General features: G+C 67.2%; 1 protein-coding gene. It reads right to left on the reverse strand.

Annotated features, from left to right (window positions below):
* On the reverse strand, positions 1-259 hold a 259-nt coding region (locus tag SB816_RS32915; protein ID WP_410548370.1), incomplete at both ends, for an AAA family ATPase.

The following is a 259-nucleotide window of genomic DNA, read 5'->3' on the forward strand; positions in this document are numbered from 1 at the left end:
CGAGGATGTCCGGCACTTCGCCGCGCGTGATGCGATAAGCGAGCCCTTCCGCGATCGCGGTCTTGCCCACCCCCGCTTCGCCCACGAGCAGCGGATTGTTCTTGCGGCGGCGGCACAGCACCTGCACGACGCGCTCGACCTCCGGCTCGCGGCCGATCAGCGGATCGATGCGGCCGTCCTTCGCCATCTGGTTCAGGTTCTGCGTGAACTGCGCGAGCGGCGTTTCCTTCTGCGCGTTCGCGTCTTCGCTTTCCGCGTT

This window comes from Achromobacter sp. SIMBA_011 (genome assembly GCF_046535435.1).
GTDB classification, from domain to species: Bacteria; Pseudomonadota; Gammaproteobacteria; order Burkholderiales; family Burkholderiaceae_B; genus Achromobacter; species Achromobacter dolens.